Consider the following 24,255-nt stretch of genomic DNA (forward strand, 5'->3'; position numbering starts at 1 on the left):
AGAACTCTCCGAATTCGCCTCTCGTGCGAGTTCGCGCTAAACACCTGCCTCTGATCTTCTTCAGCTAAGTTCTTCGAACTAATGATTCGGCCCCAGGCCAACTGAAGGAACACTTTCATGTGTAAGCACTGCCGCTCAAGCCGGCCCCTGATCGCGCCCGCTTTGGCGCTTAGCGTTGCCTTGACTCCAATCGCCCAGGTAATGGCGATGAGTATCGAACACTCGGCCCATGTAGTCGCTACCGCCCCTACTACTGAGACCTCTCTGGCTCAGTCTGAACATCATGCACACCATGAGCATGAGGCCACTCACGCCTGCCCCATGCATCCGGAAGAGACCGGCCATGACGGGGATCGCTGCCCTAAGTGCAATATGTTTCTGCTCCCCATCGACGAGGAGGAAGAAGAGGAGAATCAGGACCCCCACGCTGGGCATATCGCGGGCAGTGAAGCTCACGCAGGCCACGATCACCCAGTGATGTCACCGGTTGAGACAAATGACGCAGAGGGAACCATCAAATACGTCTGCCCCATGCACCCGCAGATCGTCTCTGACGCGCCGGGAACCTGCCCCATCTGTGGCATGAACCTGGAGAAGGTGACGATGGGCGCGGCAGCGCAAGAGGTGGTAGTGGGCATTTCCGGCGGCATGCAGCAGGCGCTGGGTGTGCGCACTGAAACCGTGGAGCGCGGTACCTTATGGCGCTATATCAAAACGCTGGGGACAGTGCAGTACAACCAGGATGCGATAAGCCATATTCACACCCGTGCCAGCGGCTGGGTCGAGAAGCTTGGGGTCCATGCGGTGGGGGATAAGGTCGAGAAGGGCCAGCTGCTTTATGAGCTGTACTCGCCGGATCTGGTCAGTGCCCAGGACGATTACCTGCAGGCCCGGGACTACCTCAGTACTGATCCTGAGCGGGGGCGCAACCTGTTGCGCAAGGCGCGGCTGCGGCTGGACCTGTTGGGAATGAGTGATTCGGTGATCCGTGAGCTTGAGCGTACCGGCGAGAGTCTCCACCGGGTGCCGTTTTATGCGCCTCATTCCGGCGTGGTCAACACCATCTCCATTCGGGATGGCATGTACATTCAGCCCGGCGAAACCCAAATAGAATTGGTGGACCTCTCCACCGTTTGGGTGATCGCCGAGGTATTTGAAAATGAACAGAGCTGGCTGGAGATCGGCCGTCCGGCGGACGTGACCGCTGCCGCTCAGGGGCTGTTTGGCCTGGAGGGGCAGATTGATTACATCTACCCCGAGCTGGATCCGGTCACCCGCGCCATGCAGGTGCGAGTGAACCTGCCCAACGACAACAAGGATCCGGCCTCGACGTTGCGTCCCGGCTCGCTGGTGGACGTCGAACTGTTCGGCGGCCCGCGCCGTGATTTGCTCATCGTCCCCACCGAAGCGCTGATCCTCACCGGCCGGGAGAACCGGGTGGTGGTGCAGCGTGATGACACCGGCTTTGCCTCGGTGCCGGTGCGCCTAGGGATGATAAGCCAAGGAAAGGCGGAGGTGCTGGAGGGGCTGAGCGAGGGCGACCGAATTGTGGTCTCCGGCCAGTTCCTGCTCGACTCCGAAGCCAGCATCCAGGGCAGTTTGCAGCGGATGAGCCAAAGCAGTGCGGCGCCGGCGGAAACCGCCGATCCCCACGCTGGCCACCAGCACTAGGAGCAGGGCGATGCTTGAGAAAATTATCAGCGCGTCATTGCGCCACCGTGCCCTGGTACTGGTCCTCACCGCCGTGGTGGCTGTGGTGGGTTATCAGGCGATGCGCACCACGCCGCTGGATGCGCTGCCAGATCTGTCTGATGTGCAGGTGATCGTCAAAACCTCCTATCCGGGGCAGGCGCCCCAGCTGGTGGAAGACCAAATCACCTATCCGCTCTCCACTGCGATGCTGGCGGTGCCCGGCGCGCAGACGGTGCGGGGCTTCTCCATGTTTGGCGATTCCTACGTCTACATCATCTTCGAGGATGGCACTGACATCTACTGGGCCCGCTCCCGGGTGTTGGAGTACCTGTCGCAGATCCAGAGCCAACTGCCCGATGGGGTGACCCCCAGCCTGGGCCCGGACGCTTCCGGTGTGGGCTGGGTATTCCAGTATGCCCTGGTGGATCGCAGCGGTACCCATGATCTGGCCCAACTGCGTTCGCTGCAGGACTGGTTTTTGAAGCTGGAGCTGCAAAGCGTGGCCGGGGTGTCGGAAGTGGCGACCGTCGGCGGCATGGAGCAGGCCTATCAGATAGTGTTGGATCCCCACAAGCTGGCGCTCTACCGGCTTGATCTGATGGCGGTAAAACAGGCCCTGGACAACGCCAACGCCTCGGTGGGCGGCTCGGTGATCGAGATGGCTGAGGCGGAGTACATGATTACCTCCTCCGGTTACCGTCAGTCGCTGCAGGATTTTGAGGAGATCCCCTTGGGGGTGGTATCCGAAAGCGGCACGCCGGTGCGGATGAAGGACGTTGCTCAGGTACGTACCGGGCCGGCAGCCCGTCGTGGCATTGCGGAACTGGATGGCCAGGGGGAAGTGGTGGGCGGCATCGTGGTGATGCGTTACGGCGAGAATGCCCTGACCACCATCGACAACGTCAAGGCCAAGCTGGCTGAGATCGAGGCAGGTCTACCGGACGGAGTGGAGCTGGTGATCACCTATGATCGCTCGGAACTCATCTTAAACTCGGTCGATACCCTTAAGGGCAAAGTGGTGGAGGAGATGCTGGTCGTGGCGCTGGTGTGTCTACTGTTTCTGCTGCACGCCCGCTCCACCTTGGTGGCGGTGGTGACCCTGCCGTTGTCCATCCTCATCAGCTTTATTGTCATGGGCTGGATGGGAGTCAACGCCAACATCATGTCCCTAGGGGGGATCGCCATCGCCATCGGCGCGGTGGTGGATGCGGCCATCGTGATGGTTGAGAACGCCCACAAGCACCTGGAACACTACCGGCATGAGCATGGCCGGGCGCCGGAGGGGGAGGCTCACTGGCAGTTGATTAAGGAGGCCGCCGTTGAGGTCGGTCCGGCTCTGTTTTTCAGCTTGTTGATCATCACTTTAAGCTTTGTGCCTGTGTTTGTGTTGGAAGCCCAGGAGGGGCGGTTGTTCCATCCTTTGGCCTACACCAAAACCTTTGCCATGGCGGCATCGGCCGTGCTGGCGGTCACCCTGATCCCAGTGCTGATGGGCTACTTTGTTCGGGGCAAAATCCCCGATGAGAAGAAGAACCCCATCAGTCGCTTTCTCATTGCCTTATACCAGCCGGCACTGACGGCGGTGCTGCGCTTCCCCAAAGTCACTCTGCTGGTGGCCCTGCTGGCGCTGGGCAGTGCCTGGTACCCGATGAGTCAATTGGGCTCGGAGTTTATGCCGGAGCTGGAGGAGGGGGATCTGCTCTATATGCCCACCACACTGCCGGCGGTGAGTGCAGGTAAGGCAGCAGAGATCCTGCAGCAAACCGACCGGCTGATTAAGACGGTGCCCGAGGTGAAACGGGTGTTTGGCAAGGTAGGGCGGGCCGACACCGCGACGGATCCCGCGCCGCTGACCATGCTGGAAACCACCATCATGCTGAAACCAAGAGATCAGTGGCGTGACGGCATGACCATGGAGGGGATCATCGACCAGTTACAACGCACGGTGAAGGTACCGGGGATCACGAACGCTTGGGTGCAACCCATTAAGACCCGCATCGACATGCTCTCTACCGGGGTTCGCACCCCCATCGGCGTGAAGATATCTGGAGCGAACGTCGATGAACTTCAGCGTATTGGTGGCGAAGTGGAAGGGATCTTGGCGCAGCTGCCTGGTACCACCTCGGCCTTTGCTCAGCGTACCGGTGGCGGACGCTACATCGATATCGAGCCGGATCTCACTGCTGCTGCCCGGTATGGCATGACCCTCAAAGATATCCAGGACGTGGTGCAGATGGCCATCGGCGGCATGACCGTGGGTCAGTCCATCCAAGGCCAGGAGCGTTACCCCATCAATATCCGTTATCCGCGAGAGCTGAGAGATGACATCGAAAAGCTGCGCAACCTGCCGGTGCTGACCATGACGGGTAAGTATGTGCCGCTGCAGAACTTGGCGACACTGACCATCAGCGATGGTGCCCCCATGCTGGCCAGCGAGAACGGTCGACTGATCTCCTGGGTGTTTGTCGATATTCAAGGGATCTCCATCGGTGAGTACATCGATCAGGCCCGGGGGGCGCTGGACACCCAGTTGACCTTGCCACCCCGTTACTCCCTGAGCTTTGCCGGCCAGTACGAATATATGGAGCGGGTGACCGAGAAGATGACTCTGGTAGTGCCGATGATGCTGGCGGTGATCTTCCTGCTGCTGATGATGACCTTTGGCTCCTTTGCCCAGGCTTCGGTGATCATGCTCAGTCTGCCCTTTGCCCTGGTGGGCAGCGCCTGGCTGCTGCTGTGGCTGGACTTTCACCTGTCGGTGGCTGTCGCCGTTGGGATGATCGCCCTGGCCGGGGTGGCCGCCGAGTTTGGCGTAGTGATGCAGGTCTATTTGAATAACACCATCAAGGCCCACCGAGCCAAGGGCTTGATGCGTCACGAGCAGGATCTAAAAGACGCACTGCTTGAAGGAGCTGTGATGCGCATTCGTCCCAAGGCGATGACCGTGGCCACCATCTTCTTCGGCCTGCTGCCCATCATGTGGGGCAGCGGCACCGGTAACGAGGTGATGCAGAAGATCGCCGCACCCATGGTGGGCGGCATGGTAACGGCACCCCTGTTGTCGCTGTTTGTGATCCCGGCCATCTACCTGCTGCTGTATCGCCGCAATTTGCCGGCAGTCGGCTTAGGTAAGGAGGGACGATGAAGATCGGAGAAGTCGCCACCCTCACTGGGCTGAGCACGAAGGCGATCCGTCACTATCACGATATCGGTTTGGTCGTGGCCGCCCGCAGTAACAACGGATATCGGGAGTACACACCAAAGCAACAGCAGCAGCTAATGTTCGTGGCTCGTTGCAAGTCCCTGGGCTTTAGCCTGGAGCAATGTGGCCAACTGTTGTCACTAAAGCAGCAACCGGACCGCACTGCCGACAAGGTCAAGACCCTGGCTAAGAAACAACTGGTCAGTGTCAGAGAGAAAATCACCCAATTGCAGCAACTCGACAGCCGCTTGGGCCAACTGGTTGACGGCTGCCGGGGCGGTAGCCAAGCAGACTGCCCCATTTTGAATGCTTTAAATGGCGAGCAGTGCGCCACTCAAAGCGGATCTTTAGACAAAAACAAATAGGAAAACAAAATGATGTTTAAGAAAACCTTTATCAGCGGAATGATGGCTATGGCGTTGGCTGCGTGCAGCCAAGCAGATGCGGGCACTGAGCAGGCCAAGGCCTTTAGTCAGTTGGATCATGAGCAGGCCGTGCTTCAGGGGCACCAGTGGTACAAGAATGAGGAAGGCATTGTTGTACGGGTTCTTCCCAACAAGGTGACGGCTACCTTTGCCAACGGAGAAGAGGCCGATGTGGCGATCCCGGAAGATCAGTTCTTCCTCTCTATCGCCCCCTGGATGACCTATACCCATCCCTGTGGCAACCACGTTCCGACCGGATGCACCGGTGAACTGATCGGTGAAGAGATGCACATGTCGGCGGTGGATGTTGAAACTGGCGAAGAGATCCTTAATCAGATGGTAACCACTCAGCACGACGGCTTTATCGATTTTTGGGTGCCCCGCAACCGTAAGCTGGAATTCACCTTTCACCATGGCGATGCCAACGGCGTATGGCGGGAAGCCAAAGAGGTTCTGACCACTGATGACGACAGCCGCACCTGCATCACGACCATGCAACTACTGGCGATGAACGAGAGCGCCCATGAGGGTCAGGGCAAGCACCACTCCGGTCATCACGGCCACCACTGATTGATCTTGCCGCTCGCAACGGCATGCCCAAACGCGAGCGGCCTTTCCCCCAGAGAGCTCTACCATGACCAGACATTTTTGTGCTTGGGCGGTTTCGGCTGCGCTTTTTTTGAGTGCCAGCCCAACCCAGGCAGACGACTTAATACAAATCTACCAGCAGGCGCTGAGCAGTGATCCCGTGCTTTTGCAGGCTCGGGCCGACCTGGATGCCAGCTATCAAACCTTGGGCCAGTCCCGGGCCAACCTGTTACCGCAGATCAACGCCAGTTTAGGCTATGGCAATACCTTTAAGGCGATTCAGCCCAGCCAGGAAGTGAGCGGATACCAGGCTGGCTTATCCTTAAGCCAATCGATCTATGATCATGCTAATTACGTCTCGCTGGACATCACCAAACAGCAGATCAGTCAGGCCGAGCTTCGCTTCGAACAACAGAAGCAAGGGTTGATCCAGCGAGTGGCAAAGGCCTATTTCGACGTACTGTTTGCCGAAGACAGTCTGGCCTTCACCCGCGCCAATACCCGCGCTATCCAACAGCAACTGGAGCAGACCCAACAGCGCTTTTCCGTCGGCTTGACGGCGATCACCGATGTGCATGAAGCCCAGGCACAGTTCGACTTGGCCAAAGCGAATGAGATCAACGCCGAAAACGCCCTGGCTAATCAACGCGAGGCGTTGAGCGAAATCACTGGCTTGACCCACGACACCTTAAGCCCTTTGGATACCCAGCGCTTCAGCCCCTCCATGCCGACGCCGGCTCGAGCGGATCAATGGGTTACCCTGGCCGAGCAAAGCAGCCAGGCACTGTTGTCCGATAAGTTGGCAGTTGAAATCGCGCGTCAACAGATTGCCCTGGCAAAAACCGGGCATCTGCCCAGCATGAGCTTGACTGCGAATTTGGATCAAAACTTTGGCTGGAAGGGCGAGCAGAATGGTGTCAGTGGTAACCTGGCGGTGCAGGTCGATGTACCGATATTCAGCGGTTTCTCCGTTAGCAGCCAGATAAAACAGGCACAGTACGATTTTGCTGGCAGCCAGCAGCGGCTCGAAGAAACTCACCGAAGCCTAGTGCGGAGCTTGCGCAACGAATTGAACAATGTCTCTGCCAGCTTGAGTTCCATCCGAGCCTTTGAGCAATCTGTGGTGTCGGCAGAAAGTGCTTTGAAAGCCACTGAAGCGGGTTTTGAGGTTGGCACTCGCACCATCGTCGATGTGCTTGATGCCACTCGGCGGCTTTACAATGCTAAGCAGCAACTGGCGGATGCTCGTTACCGCTACATCTTGTCCAGTTTGGCTTTGAAAGGCGCTGCCGGCTCCCTGTCTGAGCAGGATATTGCCTTGGTTAATCAAGGCTTAAGCAAACGCTAGTTTGCATGGAGCACGGGAGTTATCTCCCTTTGTCCAAACATTCAAGCCGAGCCCTTTACCCTCTTACTGCAGGTCGACACGGAAAAAGTGAAACGATTTGGTTTTGGGCGAATAGTTTGAACCGGTTCGGCTATCCGTCGAGCTAAACGCTGGGAGGCGGGGGAGCCACTTTGATTTGCCTAACCCTATGAGCAGACTTGGCATTGCGCCGAGATTGCTTAGGGCTCGCCCCATTACTCCAGGCCCCGAGCGTCATTGCTTGGGGCTTTTTTGTTTTTATTGGCTTTGCAGTAGATTCCTGACACACGATTGAGCAATCGGTGATCAGATCGAACCATGAAGATCCCTACTCGATAGACAGTGGCTACGGGTTGCTACCACTACGGTGCGGTCATTTAACCTGCTTGAATTTCTCTGACTTCTTGAAGGTCGCCGGTGCTGACAACCTTTTTGGGTGTGGAGGGATTGCCTGAGTTCGCTTCGGCCGAGGGCGGGCCTAAGGTGAGTGGGGATGACAAAACGGGCGTAATAGGTCCCGTTGGCGCGCCGAAAGAGGTAAGAAGCCATCAAGGTGTACCAGGAAAGTGTACCACTGCCGGCTTTTTGCCCATTCCTGTGTCGAATGGATACAAAAAAGCCTGCTTATTCAGCAGGCTTCTTCGCTTAATTCTGGTACCGGGAGGGGGACTTGAACCCCCAAGGTGTCACCACCGGCGGATTTTGAATCCGCTGCGTCTACCAATTCCGCCATCCCGGCTTAGTGGGTTTGCATTATATAGAAAGCGCCTGGGCCGGCAAGCCTTTTGCTTCCAAGTGGGGAAATTATGTGCGTCGGCGCTCGATGGGCTCTGGTAGACTGCCGGCAAACAGCCAGCAAGGAGTTTCTCAAGATGTCTTTTGCCAACGCCCCCCGGGCCGGGTTGGGCCGCCGGATGGCGGCCTGGGTCTACGATTTCATGGTTGCCCTGGCGGTCTATATGCTGGCGGGTTCGCTGCTCTTTGGTCTTTTTGCCGCCCTGTTGTCGTTCGGCCTTATCGATGATCAGGGGCTTCCTCACGCTTCCGATGTGTTGCAGGCCAGTGTGCTCTGGTCCGCCCTGAATGAGCTGGGCAAGCTCAGTGCGGTGATTGCGCTGTTTGTCTGGAGCTGGAGTCGCAGCGGACAGACGCTGGGAATGCGGGCCTGGCGGCTGCGGGTGCAGCGACGCGACGGCGGGCTGATGGGGATCAAGCAGGGGCTTTACCGGGTGCTCTATGCCTTCGGTGGCCTGGCCAATCTCAGCCTGCTGTGGGATGACGATGGGCTGGCGATGCATGACCGGCTCAGCGGCAGCGAGGTGGTGCAGCTGTCGCTGGAGCAGAATCGGGAGATTATGGAGCGGCGCAAGGGTCGCTGAGCCGTGAAGCTGAGGGCAGGATAGCCATGCCCCGGCCGGATTCGGACCGGGGCACAATGCTGTGGGCTAGCGCCGTTTCAGCAGCCAGAAGGCGGCGCTGGCGAAGAGCAGGCTTGGCAGGAAGGCACCAAGGAATACCGGTAGGCCCATCACCAGGCTCATGGGACCGAAGATCTCGTTGCTCAGGTAGAAGGTGAAGCCGGTGATCACGCCGAGCAGGACCCGGGCCCCCATGGTAACGGAACGCAGGGGGCCAAAGATGAAGGAAAGCCCCAACATCATCATCACCCCGACGGTCACCGGTTGGGCAAACTTGCGCCAAAGGGCGAGCTCATAGCGGGTGGTATCCTGGCGATTGGCTTCCAGGTAATCGAGGTAGCCAAACAACCCCTTGATCGACAACGCTTCCGGCTTGACCGTCACCACCTGCAGCTTGTCAGGGGTCAGACTGGATTGCCAGCGCTCCCACTCCTGGCTTGTGCGCTCCACCCGGGTGTCACTGAACTCGGTTTTGGTGACACCGGTCAGCTGCCAGGCACGGTTGTCGAAGTGCGCCTGCTCCGCGTAGGTGATGTGGCGCAGGGTATTGTCGTCGAAGTCATAGATGGTGACGCCGTTGAGCTTGTCCGCTTCCCGTACTTCGGTGATGTTGACGAACAGATCCCCATCCTTGGCCCAGGTGCCGCTGCGGGCGCTGATCAGGCTGCCGCCGGAGGTCTTCTGGGCTCGCAACTCCCGGGCGGTCTGTTCGGAAACCGGGGCCACGTACTCCCCCAGCAGCATGGCCAGGATCATCAGTGGGATGGCGGTTTTCATCACCGAGCCGGCGATGTTAAGCCGGGAGAGTCCGGCCGCCTGCATCACCACCAGCTCCGAGCTGGACGCCAGCATCCCCATGCCGATCAGGCAGCCGAGCATGGCGGCGATGGGGAAAAACATCTCGATATCACGGGGAATGAGGAAAAAGACGTACAGCACCACGTCCCAGGTGGTCATGTCTCCCCGACCCACCAGGCGCAGCTGGTCGACAAACTTGATCAGGCTTGAGAGGCCGGTGAGCACCAGCAGGCACAACGCCGAGGTGCTGACGATGGTGCGGGCAATGTACATATCCAGGATGCGGATCATGCCGACAGCTCCTTACGACCCTTGAAGCGGGCGATCAGTTTACGTCCGCCAGGCCGTCCTTTGCCGATCAGGAGAATGCCGATCACCAGGGCCGTCAGGTGGATCCACCAGAGCCCCAGCGCTGCGGGGATCGCTTCGTTTTCGATCGCTTTGCGTCCCGCCATCAACAGGCCGAAGTAGCCCAGGTAGATAAGGACAGCCGGCATCATCTTGCCGAACTTGCCCTGCCGGGTGTTGACCCGGGACATGGGGACAGCGATCAGCACCAGCAGGGGCAGGGCGATGGGTACGGCCAGACGCCAATGGAACTCCGCCCAGGCATCAGGAGTGCGCTCATCGAGCAACTGCTGCATGGAGTAAGCGGACATTTTGCGCCGCTTCTGCTCACCCTCCTGAGCCTTGATCTCCATCTCGTAGCTACCAAACTCCACCTGGTTGTACTCCATGGTATTGAGGACGCCGCTGGAGCGAGCCCCGTCCGTCAGTTGCAGGCGCTGGGAGCCGTCGGCGGCCTCGATGATGCGACCGGATCGGGCCAGGACCAGGGCGGTCTCTTCGGCCTCGTTATCGTCCGAAGAGGGCATCTGGGCGACGAATACCCCGTCCAGTCGACCATTGGAAAGCCCCTCGACGTAGATCACCCCCTTGCCATTGGCGGCCCGCTGGAAGCGCCCCTGAACCAGAGCAGCCAGTCCGGCTTCGGACTCGGCTTTCTCCATCACCTGGTACTCCCGCTCCTGCGCCCAGGGGGCGACCCAGATAGCGCTGGCACCGGCCACCAGGGCCATGAGCAATGCCAAGACGAGGGTCACGCGGGTGACGTACCACTCGGAGATCCCGACCGCATGCAATACCGTCATCTCGCTCTCGGCGTACATGCGACCGTGCGCGAGCATCACCCCGAGAAACAGGGAAAGCGGCAGGATGAGCGAGAGCAGTTCCGGCAGGTTAAGGGCCAGCAGCGTCATCACCAACTGGCCGGGAAATTGTCCCTCGGCGGCGTCGGCGAGAATACGGACAAACTGTTGGCTGATAAAGATGGTGATCAGCACCGCCAGGACCGCTATCTGGGCTCGAAACACTTCGCGTATCAGGTATCGAAATACAATCAAAGGCTGTGTCCGTTTAGTAAACTTGTAATTTCTCTGGAAACAGGTTGTCTTTTAAGTAAACTAGTTACTTTTACACCTTTTTAAAAAGATTCCGGGCCAGTTCAAGCAAAGAAAACGTACTAAAACGTTTTTTGCGCGGTCCTGATTAGGACTCGTTTTTGACGGCTCGGAAGCCAATAAAGCGCGTATTATCCAACAATAATACAGCCATGTCTTTAAGAACCGGGAGATGCCATGGAGTTCAGTGTAAAGAGCGGCAGTCCAGAAAAACAACGCAGTGCCTGTATCGTAGTTGGTGTGTTTGAACCACGCCGTCTCTCTGCGGTGGGCGAGCAACTGGACAAGATCAGCGACGGTTTTATCAGCAATTTGCTGCGTCGTGGCGATCTGGAGGGAAAACCGGGACAGATGCTGCTGCTGCACCATGTGCCCAACGTGCTGTCCGAGCGCGTTCTGCTGGTGGGCTGCGGTAAAGAGCGTGAACTGGATGAGCGCCAGTACAAGCAGATCATCACCAAAACCATCAACACCCTGAACGATACCGGCTCCATGGAAGCGGTTTGCTTCCTCACCGAGCTGCACGTCAAGGGTCGTGACACCTATTGGAAGGTCCGCCAGGCGGTCGAAACCACTCAGGCCAGCCTCTATACCTTCGACGCCATGAAGAGCAAGAAGGACGAGACCCGTCGTCCGCTTCGTAAAATGGTCTTCAACGTGCCGACTCGCCGGGAACTGACCGTCGGTGAAAAGGCGATCCAGCATGGCCTTGGCATCGCCGCCGGCAGCAAGCTGTGCCGGGATGTCGCCAACATGCCGCCCAATGTGTGCAACCCCGCTTACCTGGCCAGCCAGGCCCGGCAGCTGGCAGAACAGCACGAAAAGCTGACTGTCACCACCGTGGGCGAGGAGCAGATGGAGGAGCTGGGCATGCACTCCTACCTGGCGGTAGGGCGCGGCAGCGAAAACGAGTCCATCATGACGGTGATGAAGTACCAGGGTGCGGCGGATCCGGATCAGAAGCCGATCGTCCTGGTGGGCAAGGGCCTGACCTTCGACAGCGGCGGGATCTCCCTCAAGCCTGGCGAAGGCATGGACGAGATGAAGTACGATATGGGCGGCGCGGCTGGCGTATTGGGCACCATGAAGGCGCTGTGCGAGATGAAGCTGCCGCTCAACGTGGTGGCGGTCCTGGCGGGCTGTGAAAACATGCCGGATGGCAAGTCCTACCGCCCCGGCGATATCCTCACCACCATGTCCGGCCAGACCGTCGAAGTGCTCAACACCGACGCCGAAGGCCGATTGGTGCTGTGTGATGTGCTGACCTACGTCGAGCGTTTCGACCCGGACGTGGTGATCGATACCGCCACCCTGACCGGTGCCTGTGTCGTTGCCTTGGGCAAGCACGCCTCCGGCCTGCTCTCCAACCACAATAGCCTGGCGCACGATCTGCAAAGCGCCGGTGACCTCTCCGGGGATCGCTGCTGGCGTCTGCCGCTGTGGGAAGACTACGGCGATCAGCTCAACAGTCCCTTCGCGGATATGAGCAACCTGGGCGGACGTCCGGCCGGGACCATCACCGCCGGCCTGTTCCTGTCCCGATTTGCCCGCAAGTACCACTGGGCACACCTGGATGTGGCGGGTACTGCGTGGAACAGCGGGACCAACAAGGGTTCCACTGGCCGACCGACGCCGCTGTTGAGCCAGTACCTGCTCGACCGTGCCGGCGAACTCGACCAGGAGTAAGCCCGCGACACGGTCGTCAGCTCAGAAGGCGGGGAGTTTCCCCGCCTTTGCCGTTTCTAGATTGCCGCCTGGCGTTGGAGATTCTGGTTCAGGGTTCTTAGTTCCTAGTGCCTAGTGCCTAGTGCCTAGTGCCTAGTGCCTAGTGCCTAGTGCCTAGTTCCTGGTTGCAAAGCGCCCAGAACCCGGCATTGAACGTTGCGCGACTTAAGTTACCGATAGGGTGCGGACAAGGGAGAAACGATGGTTAACGCCCATTTTTACATTTTGACCGAGCAAACCCCCGAGGCGCTGGCCTGCCAGGCCACCGTTCAGGCTTACCGCAAAGGGCAGGGGGTCTACCTGCACTGCCAGGACGAGGCTCACGCCCACCGCCTCGATGAACTGCTGTGGCAGTTTGAGCCGGAAAGCTTCATTCCCCACAATCTGCAGGGGGAGGGGCCAAAGAGCGGAGCGCCGGTGGTGATCGGCTGGGCCGATCCGGATCACGCCACGGTGGAAAAACACCCGCTACTGATTAACCTGGGCTTCGATGTGCCCCGTTTTGCGGTACAATTCGCCCACATTATCGATTTTGTCCCGGCTGATGAGCAGGCCAAAGCCCAGGCGCGTCGTCGATTCGCCGCCTATCGGCAACTGGGGGTCACCCTGACCACCCAGGATCTGGCCCGTCAGCCGTTTTAATCTCTAAGAGTCCCGATATCCATGGATAAGACCTACAACCCCCAGTCGATCGAGCAGCGCCACTACCAGCGCTGGGAAGAGGCGGGCTACTTCAAGCCCCACGGCGACACCAGCAAAGACGCTTACTGCATCATGATCCCGCCGCCGAACGTCACCGGCAGCCTGCACATGGGACACGCTTTCCAGGACACCATCATGGATACCCTGATCCGCTACCAGCGGATGCAGGGCAAAAACACCCTGTGGCAGGTGGGCACCGACCACGCCGGTATCGCCACCCAGATGGTGGTGGAGCGCAAGCTGGCGGCGGATAACATCACCCGCCAGGACCTGGGCCGCGAAACCTTCATCGACAAGGTGTGGGAGTGGAAAGAGGAGTCTGGTGGCACCATCACCCAGCAGCTGCGTCGCATCGGTGCGTCCGTCGACTGGGAGCGTGAGCGCTTCACCATGGACCCCGGGATGTCCGCCGCCGTGCAGGAGGTGTTCGTTCGCCTCTACAACGAGGACCTCATCTACCGCGGCAAGCGCCTGGTGAACTGGGATCCCAAGCTGCACACCGCGATCTCCGATCTCGAGGTGGAGAACAAGGATAAGAAGGGCCACATGTGGCACTTCCGCTATCCGCTGGCGGACGGCGTTAAGACCGCCGACGGCAAAGACTACATCGTGGTGGCCACCACCCGTCCGGAGACCATGCTGGGGGATACCGGTGTGGCGGTGAACCCGGAAGATCCGCGCTACCAGGATCTGATCGGCAAACACCTGATCCTGCCCATTGTCGGCCGCCGAATCCCCATTGTGGGCGACGAGCATGCGGACATGGAGAAGGGCACCGGTTGTGTGAAGATCACCCCGGCCCACGACTTCAATGACTACGAGGTGGGTAAGCGCCACGCCCTGCCGATGATCAACGTGTTGACCTTCAACGCCGAGATCCGCGCCGAGGCCGAGGTGCTGGACACCAACGGGGAAGCCTCTGACGTCTACTCCGCCGAGTTGCCCCAGCAGTACCAGGGGATGGAGCGTTTCGCCGCCCGTAAGGCGATCGTCGCCGAGTTCGATCAGCTTGGCCTGCTGGATGAGGTCAAGGACCACGACCTGACGATCCCCTACGGCGATCGCGGCGGTGTGGTGATCGAGCCGATGCTGACCGACCAGTGGTACGTGCGCGTGGCACCGATGGCCAAGACCGCCACCGAGGCGGTGGAGAACGGTGAGATTCAGTTCGTGCCCAAGCAGTACGAGAACATGTACTTCGCCTGGATGCGTGACATCCAGGACTGGTGTATCTCCCGTCAGCTGTGGTGGGGCCACCGTATCCCCGCTTTCTACGACCAGGCCGGTAAGGTCTACGTCGGCAACAGCGAAGCGGAAGTGCGTGCCCAGCATGGCCTCGGCGACGAGGTTGTCCTGCGCCAGGATGAGGATGTGCTGGACACCTGGTTCTCCTCGGCGCTCTGGACCTTCGCCACTCTGGGGTGGCCGGACGACACCGAAGCCCTGAAAACCTTCCACCCCACCGATGTGCTGGTGACCGGTTTCGACATCATCTTCTTCTGGGTTGCCCGGATGATCATGATGACCATGCACTTCATCAAGGATGAGAACGGCAAACCTCAGGTGCCCTTCAAGACGGTCTACGTTACCGGTCTGATCCGTGACGAGCAGGGCGACAAGATGTCCAAGTCCAAGGGCAACGTGCTGGACCCGCTGGACATGATCGACGGCATCGACCTGGAGTCCCTGGTCCAGAAGCGTACTGGCAACATGATGCAGCCCCAGCTAGCCGCCAAGATCGAGAAGAGCACCCGCAAGCAGTTCCCAGAGGGGATTGCCCCCCACGGCACCGATGCGCTGCGCTTCACCCTGGCAGCCATGGCCTCCACCGGTCGTGACATCAACTGGGACATGAACCGCCTTGAGGGCTACCGCAACTTCGCCAACAAGCTGTGGAATGCCAGCCGCTACGTGCTGATGAACACCGAAGAGCAGGATTGTGGCAAAGAGGGTGGCGAGAGGGTGCTGAGCCTGGCGGATCGCTGGATCCTGGCCCAGTACAACGACACCGTGAAGGCGATCCGCGACGCGATGGACAGCTATCGTTTCGATATCGCCGCCAACATCGCCTACGAGTTCACCTGGAACCAGTTCTGTGACTGGTACCTGGAGCTGACCAAGCCGGTGCTGCAAAGCGGCAGCGAGGCTGAGCAGCGTGGCACCCGTCATACCCTGTTGACGGTATTGGAGTCTCTGCTGCGCCTGATGCACCCGCTGATGCCCTACATCACCGAGGAGATCTGGCAGACCGTGGCCCCCATGGTGGGCAAGGGCGGTGACACCATCATGCTGAAGCGCTACCCGCAGTTTGATGCCTCCCTGGTGGATGAGGCTGCCAAGGGGGATCTGGAGTGGGTGAAGCAGTTCATCGTCGCGGTGCGTAACGTTCGCGGTGAACTCAACGTGGCCCCCTCCAAACCGCTCAAGGTATTGCTGAAGAACGCCTCCGAGCAGGACCTGGCTCGGGTCAGTGCAAACCGCATCATGCTGAACAAGCTGGCCAACCTGGAGAGCATCACGGAGCTGTCCGGTGACGCCCCCATGTCCACCACCCAGCTTATCGGCGAGATGGAGCTGCTGATCCCGATGGCGGGGCTGATCGACGTGGCCGCGGAACTGGCTCGTATCGACAAGCAGATTGCCAAGCTGGCGCAGGATGCGGAGCGGGTGGAGAAGAAGCTCTCCAACCAGGGCTTCCTGGCCAAGGCACCGGAGGCCGTGGTGGCCAAGGAGCAAGCCAAGCTGGATGGTGCCAAGCGCGACATCGTCAAGCTGGAAGAGCAGAAGGCCCAGCTTAAGGCCCTGTAAATGGTTCTGTAAGTGGCACTGGGAGCCCCCCAGGCTGCTGATGGCATCGACAACGCCGCCCCCATGGGGCGGCGTTTTTGTCTCTGCCGTTTAAGGTGCGGTGATGGGGTTGTGCCGAGTGCAGCGAAGCGCACGGGCCGAAATGGAGAGGCAGGATAAACCCTGGGTCTGGCGATGCGCGGCACTAGTCTGCGAGTGGTGGTGATGAGTAGGTTGTGCTGAGTGCAGCTAAGCGCAGGGGCCGAAATGGAGAGGCAGGATAAAGCGGGGCTTGGCGATGCGCGGCACCAGCCTGCGAGTGGTGGTGATGAGTAGGTTGTGCTGAGTGCAGCGAAGCACAACGGAAAGGGATAGGCCCAAAAGAGGCTCGGGGTCATCACAAGGATCTGGATAACAAAAAAGCGCCCCGAAGGGCGCCTTTGCATCATGCTGAAAAGTCGCGATTAACGGCGGCGCCCCAGGGCACCGGCCAGCAACAGCAGGGCAAAGTAGCCCAAGCTACCGCCGCTGCTGCCGCCACTCTGTGGCTTAGCTGCCAGCTTCAGGGTGGCAGTAACCGGCAGGCTGGTGCCGCTCTCGGTAGTAACCACCAACTCAATCACGGCAGTGGCAGCTGCGCTGAGGCCAGGGGCCTCCACGGTCAGGTCGACGCTGTCGCTGCCGGTGAGGGTCAGGGTCGGCCCAGAGACCTGGCGCCACTGGTAGCTCAGGGTCTCACCCTCTTCGCCTTGGCTCTGCTCCCCGCTCAGGGAGAGGGTTGCCGGGGTTTGTAGCTCAAACACCGGAGCCGTTTCCCCGTTGATCATCGCCATGGGGCGGCCTGCGACCGCGACGCTATCCGCTTTGAGGGTCAGGGTGACATCCTCTACGGTGCTGACGCTGTGCTGGAGCTCCAGGACAAAATCGGTCGTGCTGACGACAGCATCCGTGCCGACCACCAGGCCCAGAGATTGTGCCATCGCGGCCGCTTCCTGGGTCACGCTCCAGGTCACGGTGTTGCCGTCGATCTGACCCCCTTCGGCACTGAGTACGCTGAAGGGTGCCGGAACCGTGGTGCTCAGGGTGTAAACCCGCTCGGCGCCGCTGTTGTTGGCCATCAGCTCGATGCCATAGCCAATCGAGTCACCCGCTTTGACGCTGGTGCTGTCGACACTCAGGCTGACATCGCTCTCACCACGCTGGATCTCAAAGACCACGGTACCGATGTTGGTGGGCAGGTCGGCGTGGGTTCCCACATCGAACATCCCCAGGTAGCTCTTGCCTTCCTCCATCTCCTGGTTCCAGTGGATGGTGACATCGAACTCCTCTGCGGCGCCAACGGTTGCCGGTGCTTCCAGAGTGAAGCTGTTGGTGGACTTCTTCACGTTGACCACGGACAAGCTGTGGCTGTTCCAGACATAGGGCTCGGTGCCCTGGTAGTTGTGGATCACGATCAGGTAGCTGCCCGGAGCCGGGTTCATCAGGGCGCAGGACTCGTCGCTGTGCTCGGCGCCGCTGACGCAGAAGGCGTTGTGGATCTCCTGCATGCTGGGCTTACCGTTGAGATCGGCATCGAGGACGATGAACATGTCCATATCCGGCGCCTCGGCTTCGCTGATCCAGCCACCGAACATCTTGGTATCACTGGTGACGGTCACGGGCACCGCGAAGTAGGTGTCCGGATTGCGAACGATGGTTATCGCTTCAGGATCCGAGAGGGTTTGCCCTTCAAATACCTCCACTTCCGCCAGGCCGTAAGGAGTCAGTTGCAGGTCATCGGAGCCGATGCTGACAAAGCCGGACAGGGTGTGGCTGTCGGCGTCGCGGTGGGCAGTGAAGATCTCACGGCCGTTTTCGATCCCCGGGCCGGTACCGCCGATGAACTGGGCGGCAACCGTCAGGTGTTGCATCGGTGCGGCGCCGTCATGGTTGAGCAGCACACGACCAAATCCCCACTCGGACGCGAACGCAGAGCCCGCGGTGGCGGTGATGGTGAGCTCCTGGGTTTCACCCGCGGCCAGGGTGAAGCTGACGGGGCTGATGTTCAGGGTCACTCCCTCAGTCTGGACCTCATAGGAGGTGGTCCAGGTGCCATCGACGGTGGCTTCGACGGTACGGGTCCATTCGCAGGCGATGAGGCAGTCCACACCGGCCATGGAGGGCAGGTTGAGGCTGCTTGGGTCACCGTCCAGCGCGGGATCCGCCGCCAGGTACTCGGCCTCTGTGATGTTCATCAGCAGGCCGGCGTTGACCGCTTGCTCCAGCTGTACCCGACCGGTACCGGCATCGAACGGGGTGGAGGGGATTTTCACGCCGTCGAAGTCGTCGTCGGTATAGGTCTGAGTCTTGGCGGTGCTCATCAGGACAGACTGAACTTCGGCCGGCGTCCACTCCGGGCGCAGCTTGGTGATCAGCGCCAGGGCTCCGGCCACGTGGGGGCTGGCCATGGAGGTACCGCTCATCAGGCTAAACTCCGGCGGGGTGGTGTCGGAGTAGGGCCACTCTGTGGTGTGGGCGGCCAGGATGTCGACACCGGGCGCTGCCAGGTCCGGAGAGATCGTGCTGGCAAACGGAATACCGGGGCCACGGGAGGTGAAGAAGCCGGCCATATCGCCGTTCTCGGGATTCTTGGTCTGGGTGGCGGCTTCGATGGTGGCACGATGGCCCTCACCACTGGCCAGCCAATCCAGCAGGATGTCGCCGTTGGCTTTGTTCAGCTGAATGGCAGGTAGGACGTGAAGATCTGCCACCACGTTGTCGATGGCGGTGTCGGTATTGATCAGGATCATACCGCCGGCGCCACCGGCAAGGACGTTAGACCCCTTTTCTACCCGGGCGATGTCGCCACGACGGCAGAGCACGATCTCGCCGTTAAAGGTGTCTGCGGAGAAGGGGGTGTTGCATTTTGAATCACCAAAGGCAGCCGCGTCGACGATGTCGCCGGTGTAGGCGTAGGTGGCGCCTTTACCGTCCAGCGGTGCCGGGGTGCTGTCGCCGCCTTCGAAGCCGCTGAGCTGCTTGTCGGTGTAACCACGGTCATGGGTATAGGCCGCGACGGTGGTGATCCAGGGGGCGTTACCCGGTGAGCCGACGGTACCGGCAGTGGGACCGGCGTTACCGGCGGCGGTGGCGATGTGCAGACCGGCTACCCGGGCGTTGAGGAACGCCAGAGAGTCGAGTGTATTCCAGGGGCTGTTTGCACCGCCGCCGACGGAGTAGTTGATCACGTCCACGCCGTTTTCGATGGCGTGCTCCAGGGCGTAGATCGCCACGTTGGGGAAGCAGCCACCGTAGGTGGGATTATCCGAGTAGGGCAGACAGGACTGGTAGGAGATGATGTTGGCACGGGGAGCCACACCACTGATCAGCGGCGTGCGGAACTGGGCTTCATCACCCAGGTCGTTGGTGATTGGGACATTTTCCACCGGGTTACCGGCGGCGGTGGCCGCAACGTGGGTGCCGTGGCCATGGAAATCCCAGCCGGTGCTGATGATCTCGGCGCGGTTAGGATGCTGGAAGTTTTCGCTGATGGTGCTGGGGAAGTAATCCGGCACCTCCGGGTGATACATCACCCCAATCAGCTTGTCGTTACAGATCCAGTCGTACTCGAGACAGCTGTTGAGCAGCGGGTTCTGTACCGCTTCCGGGTCGGTTACGGGGAGCGGGTTGGGGACGTAGGTGCCACTGCCAAGGGGGTTGGTGTGCGCATAGCCATCGCTGGCCTGGGCGGTAAAGGAGGGGTGGTCGGCGTCGATACCGGTATCGATGATACCGACAATGACCCCCTCACCCTTGGTGCCGATGTCAGTACCGCTCATGTCCCAGGAGCCGTCCCACAAATGGTCGGCGCCGATGAAACCCGGGCCGGCATCGGTGTGCAGCTGGTGCATCTTCACCTTTTCCACCCGCAGGATCGACTTGTCGCTGCGCAGGCGCTCCGCTTCAGCGGGGCTCAGACGCACGGTGGCGGCGTTCAGCACGATGCCGTACTCCTGCTCAAACTGAAGCGAGCGGCCGAGTTTGGCGTTGAGCTGGGCTTGGATCGATTTGCGCTGCTTGGCGATGCGGTTGAGGTAAAGCTGGCTGGCGGGCGCTTTCACGTTCAGTCGGCCACCGGCATTGTGCATCGACTGGATACCGACCTGCTGCAGTGACTGCGCGGCGGTAGCCAGGGGAGCTTCCGGGAACTGGATGTAATAGAGGTTTGAGATATCCCAGATGCTGCTTTTCAGGGCGGTCGGGGAGAGTGGGGTAATCGGATTCGCCTGGTAAGGGGCAAGACCGTCATTGGCAACGGCGGTCGTTGAGGCCACTAAGGTGGCTAGCAGGGTGAGTCTTAACACAACCTGACTCCTTCTAATTATGGTTAGGATGGGAAGCCGGCAAGCCGGCTTCCCAGAGGTTTTGCTTACTTACGACGACGGAACATCAACCAGGCCAGCAGCGGCAGGCCAAAGCCCAGGCTTCCGCTGCTGTTGCTCGGCCGAGCTTCGACCATCACGGTCATGGTGCCGGTGATAACGTGCTCACCATCGCTGGCGGTGACGGTAGCGGTGAACTCGCCGCTCTCCTTCGGTGCACCGGAGATCAGGTGGTTGCCGGTGTTGAAGGAGAGACCTTGCGGCAGCCCTTCGACACGAACATCGACGCGATCGCCATCCGGGTCGGTGAACAGGCCCGCCAGGGAGACAGCCACTTCATCACCCTGCATCACCTTGATGCTGGGCAGGGGACCATGCTGGATGGGGGCAGTGTCGTTGACATTGAGGATGTTAATGACCACCTCTTCGATGGTGCCGACATCATCCCCCTGGGAGGTGGTGACACGCAGAGTCAGGGAGGTGCCGTTCTCAAAGTCCAGAGCGTCCGGGTTAGTCACGGTGATGGTACCGTCCTTGGCGATCTCTACCGGGTTGCCTGGAATGGCACCGGCCAGGGAGATCTCGAAGGGGGTCCAGTCGTTTTCGTCATAGGCACCGATACCGAAGAACCCGGGTATGCTGACCTCGACCTTCCCGATGACCGACCCTGCGGCGGCGTCCTCTGCCACTTCGAAGCGCTGGCCGGGCACCACATTGGCCAAAAAGCTGTGCTGCAGAGTGGACGGAGCCACCAGGGTGAAGTCGGAGTTGAGATCCATCAGCATGAAATCGGCCGTCTTACAGCTACCCTCAATGGCACTCTGGGTGGAAACGGGGCCAATGCCGCCGCCGCCGCACCAGCCATCCTTGTTGGCCCACAGCATGGCGGTTTCACCCGGGGCCAGCTCCATGCTCCAAGTCCACTCATCGCCCTCGACCCCTTCGGCGTCGACGGAGTTGAAGCGTACGTCGGCGGTACCGAAATAGTATTCAATAACAGTGATGAGCTCGCCTGTTTCCCAGTGGTTGTAAGAGTAGGTGCTGGAGTAATCCGTCCCCTTCTTCACCGGGTTGAACTGGATGATCGGCTCGCCAATATCCGGGATGGCATCGCGATCGGTGCTGAATGTAAAGCCGAGATTGGCATCAAAGTCGTCGATGCTGGCGATCTCGTGGTGGTAGAGGTTCTCCAGACAGATCTGGCTGACCACGGTGCTGCTTTCGGCGGCAAAGTAGGTGGGCAGCTGGGATGTCTTCAGGCGAGCCTGGGGGTTGTTCCAGTCATACTCCATGCCGTGATCGGTATAGACAGTCTGTGGCTTGCCATCCCAGTCCAGGGTGATGCGTGCGGTGGTCACATAGTCGCTGTCCTGCAGGTAGTCGGACATGTAATCGAGCGCTTTGTCGTAACCGTAGGCGGCGACCGCTTCCGGAGTCAGGATCTTGAAATGGGCCAACTGGTCGCCCCGCTCGAAGTAGTTGGCGACGGCGATGGTGGCCGGCTGATGCAGGTTTATCCCCATCACCAGCTTGTTGCCGGAGCTACACAAAGCTTCCGGAACCACGGCGCTGCCCACGTGCTTAAGCAGGTTGTTGGTGTCCGTCTTGTCCTCGGGGCGGGTAACGCGGCTGTGCATCACCGGCAGGGCAGCCACTTTCATGGGCTGGTCGCCGGTATTGGTGAAGGACTGCTTACGCGCCTCATTGGTACCGATCCAGGGCAGAGGTTTGGGGTGATCCCAGGAGAACACCTCGGCATAGGTTTCGAAGTTGCGCTTGATGCTGCCTTTGGCCCGAGGCATTACGGCCCAACCCAGGTTCAGCGCCGGCTTGTCGCCGCTGGTCAGGGTCAGGTACCCGCTGATCTCGGCACGCTCCCAGCTCTCGATGCCGTAGTCGTCAGTCTCAACCAGACCCAATGCCGGCAGTTCGGCGGAGTTCAGTTCCAGAACCACGGGAACGGAGATGCTTTGGTTGGCGGGGATGGTAACAGAGGCGGGCAACTCCCAGCGGAAACCGGTGGTTTCAGCGTGGTGTTCCGCCACATTGGCCGCCAGGGAGTAGGTTTGTACTTCGTCGCTGAGGTTGCGCAGGGTGATCTGCTTGGTGATGCGGTGAACGCCATCGACCTCGAGGATCCCGAACTTCAGGCTCGGCTGGTAGCTGTTCTTCTCCCAAACCACCAGCGGCGAGTTCATGGCGGCATCGATGTTTTCCACACCGCTCCCGATCTGAGTGACGCTGGCGTTCTGGCCGCTGTCACCACGCTGAATGTTGTGGGAAGCGGTGTTGGCCAGCAGGGCTTTCACCTCGATGCTGGAGAGACCGTCACGAGCGCCCTTGACGATGGCTGCGGCAGCCGCAATGCGGGCAACCGCGAAGTCGGGCATGGAGTCGACCAGGGTAGCGTCACCTGCACCGACCCGGGCCACTTCCATCTCGGCGTTGTAGCTCACCACGTCGGGCTTGAGGGTGCCAATGCCGCGAACCGGGCCGTGGGGGGTCCACTCGGAGGTCATCAGCAGGTCACCGCTGGCGTCGACACCACCCACGGTAAGGGCATCAGCGGCGGCACCCAGGGTGCCGATGTTGTACTTGGAGGGGAACTGGCCGAAGTAACCCGCAGTGGTGACCACCAGGGCGCCTTTGGCGGCGGCGGCGTTGATCATGCTGATGTCACCCTGGGACCCGGAAGACTGGCCGTCGGCCGGGTCGAAGTAGGCGGCGAAGTGGCCGCCATAGAGGTAGTTATCGATGATGATGATGTCGGCGCCGCTCTCGACCGCGTGCTCCATCGCCTCAGCGATCTGGGGTTGAGAGGGGTAGCTCGGGCGCCCCCAGTCGGTCATGCCTGCCACCTTGTAGGCCATCAGCTTGGCGCCCGGGGCGTGCTGACGGACCAGAGAAGCCAGCATGGTCCCACGTCCGGTGGGGTAGGCGTTACCGGCCCGGTCAATGTACTCGTCATTCTGGTCCAGAGGGTTGAGGTCTTTGCCCCAGCCCTGTTCGGGGGAGACGTCCAGGCCACCAACGACGACCTCTGTCGGGAAGCCGTCGAAGGGCGCACCGGCATTCTCCCTGGCCAGGGCGTAGCTTTCGGCGGTGCCGTCACCACCCAGGGCTTTGTGGGTGTAGTCGATACCGGTGGAGAGGATGGCGATGGTAACACCGGCACCGGCGTTCTCGTCACTGGATAGGGCAGGGGCGGCGGTGCTGTAGGCCTTGGCCAGCAGGTCGGCGCTGACGCTCTGAAGGGCCAGATTCTGATTGGCGACCTCCAGAGTAGGCTGTTGCGGCACGTGAATCGCTGCCACTTCCGGGTGTTGCTTCAACGTTTCCAGAGCTTTGGCACTCAGGGCCAGTTCCATGGTGTTGATCAGCTTAGTGCTGCTGGCCAGCAGCTTGGCGTTGCCATCGAGGCTGCGGATGTGCTTGAGCAGGTTTTCCTGTGCCTTTTGGGCAGTGTTGAGGTCGCCCCCCTTCTCCCAGGCTGCCGGTGTCCGCAGGGAGATAACATAGCTGTCGGCCTGCTGAGTCTGTGGGGCGGAGACCACATTCAACTGGTCGGTCGGCTGAGCCGCCGTGGCCGCTGCCGGAGAGATGGCTAGGCCGACACAGAGTGCCAGTCTGGAGAGCGTGAAAGTATCTTGATTCATCCCTTGATTCCTTTTTGGGTTGAGCTTCGGCGGCGCTGTTATTTTGGCTATTGCACCGGGTCTTGTTCGTGTGGC

14 protein-coding genes and 1 tRNA gene are annotated in these 24,255 nt (G+C 60.2%); 9 read left to right on the forward strand and 6 right to left on the reverse strand.

Annotation, left to right across the window (positions count from 1 at the left end; all coding sequences use genetic code 11):
• Positions 1-117 precede the first annotated feature (117 nt).
• The 5 genes from ABD997_RS06850 to tolC all read left to right on the forward strand — a co-directional run bounded on the left by ABD997_RS06850 (position 118) and on the right by tolC (position 7,255).
• The gene (locus tag ABD997_RS06850) at positions 118-1,671 is read left to right on the forward strand and encodes an efflux RND transporter periplasmic adaptor subunit (protein ID WP_345316272.1); all 1,554 of its coding nucleotides are present in this window, start codon (positions 118-120) and stop codon (positions 1,669-1,671) included.
• A gap of 10 nt (positions 1,672-1,681) precedes the next feature.
• Positions 1,682-4,837: an efflux RND transporter permease subunit gene (locus tag ABD997_RS06855; protein ID WP_345316273.1), complete on the forward strand. Its 3,156-nt coding sequence runs from the start codon at positions 1,682-1,684 to the stop codon at positions 4,835-4,837.
• Complete coding sequence (locus ABD997_RS06860; RefSeq protein ID WP_345316274.1) at positions 4,834-5,259, forward strand: MerR family DNA-binding protein; 426 nt, start codon at positions 4,834-4,836, stop codon at positions 5,257-5,259. The genes ABD997_RS06855 and ABD997_RS06860 overlap by 4 nt, the downstream gene beginning before the upstream one ends.
• Before the next feature lie 9 nt (positions 5,260-5,268).
• Complete coding sequence (locus ABD997_RS06865) at positions 5,269-5,889, forward strand: CueP family metal-binding protein (protein ID WP_345316275.1); 621 nt, start codon at positions 5,269-5,271, stop codon at positions 5,887-5,889.
• Between the two features lie 64 nt (positions 5,890-5,953).
• The gene (gene tolC / locus ABD997_RS06870; RefSeq protein ID WP_345316276.1) at positions 5,954-7,255 is read left to right on the forward strand and encodes an outer membrane channel protein TolC; all 1,302 of its coding nucleotides are present in this window, start codon (positions 5,954-5,956) and stop codon (positions 7,253-7,255) included.
• 324 nt (positions 7,256-7,579) lie between these two features.
• Here tolC and ABD997_RS15005 read toward each other — a convergent pair whose 3' ends face one another.
• Positions 7,580-7,822 (reverse strand): DUF6538 domain-containing protein, encoded by a 243-nt coding sequence (locus ABD997_RS15005; RefSeq protein ID WP_425557059.1) that lies wholly within the window; start codon positions 7,820-7,822, stop codon positions 7,580-7,582.
• Between the two features lie 103 nt (positions 7,823-7,925).
• Positions 7,926-8,012, reverse strand: a tRNA-Leu gene (locus tag ABD997_RS06875).
• Between the two features lie 133 nt (positions 8,013-8,145).
• Here ABD997_RS06875 and ABD997_RS06880 point away from each other — a divergent pair.
• Positions 8,146-8,652, forward strand: a complete 507-nt coding sequence (locus ABD997_RS06880) for an RDD family protein (protein WP_345316277.1) — start codon at positions 8,146-8,148, stop codon at positions 8,650-8,652.
• A 66-nt stretch (positions 8,653-8,718) separates the two neighbouring features.
• Here ABD997_RS06880 and lptG read toward each other — a convergent pair whose 3' ends face one another.
• Together lptG and lptF are read right to left on the reverse strand one after the other, a co-directional pair.
• Positions 8,719-9,777, reverse strand: a complete 1,059-nt coding sequence (lptG, locus tag ABD997_RS06885; RefSeq protein WP_345316344.1) for an LPS export ABC transporter permease LptG — start codon at positions 9,775-9,777, stop codon at positions 8,719-8,721.
• Positions 9,777-10,892, reverse strand: a complete 1,116-nt coding sequence (gene lptF / locus ABD997_RS06890; protein WP_345316278.1) for an LPS export ABC transporter permease LptF — start codon at positions 10,890-10,892, stop codon at positions 9,777-9,779. The genes lptG and lptF overlap by 1 nt, the downstream gene beginning before the upstream one ends.
• Positions 10,893-11,126: 234 nt before the next feature.
• Here lptF and pepA point away from each other — a divergent pair, with 234 nt between their 5' ends.
• From pepA to ABD997_RS06905, 3 genes are all read left to right on the forward strand, one after another.
• A complete protein-coding gene (gene pepA / locus ABD997_RS06895) occupies positions 11,127-12,635 on the forward strand; it encodes a leucyl aminopeptidase (RefSeq protein WP_345316279.1) in 1,509 nt (502 codons plus the stop codon).
• Positions 12,636-12,875: 240 nt separating this feature from the next.
• The gene (locus ABD997_RS06900) at positions 12,876-13,316 is read left to right on the forward strand and encodes a DNA polymerase III subunit chi (protein ID WP_345316280.1); all 441 of its coding nucleotides are present in this window, start codon (positions 12,876-12,878) and stop codon (positions 13,314-13,316) included.
• Positions 13,317-13,337: 21 nt separating this feature from the next.
• Positions 13,338-16,184 carry a valine--tRNA ligase gene (locus tag ABD997_RS06905; RefSeq protein ID WP_345316281.1) on the forward strand — a complete coding sequence of 949 codons (2,847 nt, stop codon included), beginning with the start codon at positions 13,338-13,340 and terminating at the stop codon, positions 16,182-16,184.
• Between the two features lie 443 nt (positions 16,185-16,627).
• Here the strand turns inward: ABD997_RS06905 and ABD997_RS06910 are convergent, their stop codons facing one another.
• Positions 16,628-20,506, reverse strand: coding sequence for a S8 family serine peptidase (locus ABD997_RS06910; protein ID WP_345316282.1), 3,879 nt, complete (start codon positions 20,504-20,506; stop codon positions 16,628-16,630).
• A gap of 65 nt (positions 20,507-20,571) precedes the next feature.
• Positions 20,572-24,180 (reverse strand): putative Ig domain-containing protein, encoded by a 3,609-nt coding sequence (locus ABD997_RS06915; protein ID WP_345316283.1) that lies wholly within the window; start codon positions 24,178-24,180, stop codon positions 20,572-20,574.
• Between the last annotated feature and the right edge of the window lie 75 nt (positions 24,181-24,255).

This window comes from Ferrimonas gelatinilytica (genome assembly GCF_039544205.1).
Classification (GTDB): domain Bacteria; phylum Pseudomonadota; class Gammaproteobacteria; order Enterobacterales; family Shewanellaceae; genus Ferrimonas; species Ferrimonas gelatinilytica.